3 protein-coding genes are annotated in these 1,625 nt (G+C 70.6%); 2 read left to right on the plus strand and 1 reads right to left on the minus strand.

From position 1 onward, the window contains the following. Window positions 1-660: DUF2520 domain-containing protein (locus AC1DU6_RS30415; protein WP_477861802.1), on the plus strand; the 660-nt coding region annotated here is incomplete at its 5' end. A 131-nt stretch (window positions 661-791) separates the two neighbouring features. Further along, a complete protein-coding gene (locus AC1DU6_RS30420; RefSeq protein ID WP_056193051.1) occupies window positions 792-1,346 on the plus strand; it encodes a protein phosphatase CheZ in 555 nt (184 codons plus the stop codon). Here the strand turns inward: AC1DU6_RS30420 and AC1DU6_RS30425 are convergent. Next, on the minus strand, window positions 1,343-1,625 hold a 283-nt coding region (locus AC1DU6_RS30425), incomplete at its 5' end, for a zinc-dependent peptidase (protein ID WP_477861804.1). The genes AC1DU6_RS30420 and AC1DU6_RS30425 overlap by 4 nt on opposite strands.

Raw genomic sequence — 1,625 nt, forward strand, 5'->3', positions numbered from 1 at the left:
TGGGTCTGGCTGACAGTCCCCGACGATCAGATCGCCACGACCGCCGCCGCCTTGCCGTGGCGCGCCGGCCAACTGGGCCTGCATTGCAGTGGCGCGACGCCGCTGGCCGCGCTGGGCCCGGCGCCGGCCGCGGCAGGCTTTCACCCATTGAAACTGCTGGCCGGTGATACCGGCCTTGCCGGCGTGCATGTCGGTATCGAGGCGGATGCAGCACACCGGCCAGCGCTGGAAGCACTCGCTCACGCGCTGGGCCTGGTGCCACTGGCGTTGCCGTCGCCGATGACGGCCCAGGCGCGGGCTGCCTATCACGCGGCGGCCAACCTGGCCGCCAGCGGCGTGCTGGCCGTGCTGGCCGAAGCCCAAACGCTGTGGGCGGCCGCTGGACTGGCGCGGGCCCAAGCCCTGCCGGCTCTGGTGCCGTTGACCCGTGGCGCGTTGGACACGGCCCTGGACCGTGGCCTGGCCGGTGCCGTCTCGGGGCCTGTCGCGCGCGGCGATACCGGCGTGCTGGGCCGCCATCTGCAGGCGCTGGCGTCTGCCGGGCTGGACGCCGACCTGCTGCTGGCCCTGGGCCGGCGCCAGCTCCTGCTGGCCGAGCAAGCCGGCCGCCTGGACGTGGCAACCGCCGCGGCTTTGCGCGCGCTGCTCGCGGCGCCCTGAATTGCAACCCGCGTGACAAAGGCCGCGTTCGGCAGCGCTTGACCATCTGCCGGGCAATTGCGCGCCGTAGAGGCGCTTCTAAACTGGTTGAAGCCCCGTCGCTGCTGCCGGGCCCATTCAGGGAGTTCCACATGTCCGACGCGTCCATCCAGGCCATGATCCGGGCCGACGCCGCCCAGATCCTGCATGACGTGGTCGACGAGTTGCCCGATGCGCGCGAGCGCCTGGCCTATGTGCGCAGCATGACGGAGCAGGCGGCCACCAAGGTGCTCAACCTGGTGGAAGCCGCCCAGGACGACGCCGAGGCCGTGCGCAAGAAGGGCCGCGAGCTGTCCGACGCGCTGAACCGGCTGGCCCTGTCCAGCAACATCAGCGCCGACCGCGCCCGCGCGCTGATGAAACTGTGCGCCGCCTACGCCGCCGATGCCGCAAGCTTTGCCGCGCGCGAGAAGTCGCTGCACACCGAGATCATGATGTCGCAGGACTTCCAGGATCTCTCGGGCCAGGTCATCAACAAGGTCAGCAAGATGCTGGAGCGCGCCGAGCCGCCGCTGAAGGATCTTGTCCAGTCCCTGCCGGCGCCGGCCGCTGCCGCCGTGTCCGCCGAGCTCGGTGGCGTGCAGACGCCGGACAAGGCGCTCAAGCAGGACGATGTGGACGACCTGCTCGCCAGCCTCGGCTTCTAGTTCCAGCTCGCCGGGTCCAGTCGGTAATAGCCACTGAGCTCGCTGTACAACGCCGGGTGACCCGCGGCCAGCTCGATGGGTCGCTCGAAGAACAACTCGCTGATCACCGCGAAGAATTCCGCCGGGTCGGTCGCGCCATAGGCGTCGATGAGCCCTGGCTCGCCGCGCGCGAGCCGCCAGCGCAGTGCATCGAACTCGTTCTGCATCACCGTCGACCAGCGCCGGTAGGCTTCGGCCGACGGCAGTGCCGGCGCGCCATTGGCCGGGCCGCCTGCCTGG

This window comes from Roseateles sp. P5_B10 (assembly GCF_056400485.1).

Coding starts and splice junctions, on each gene's coding strand:
- AC1DU6_RS30420 (WP_056193051.1), top strand. CDS start 792: ATGTCCGACGCGTCCATCCAGGCCATGATCCGGGCCGACGCCGCCCAG.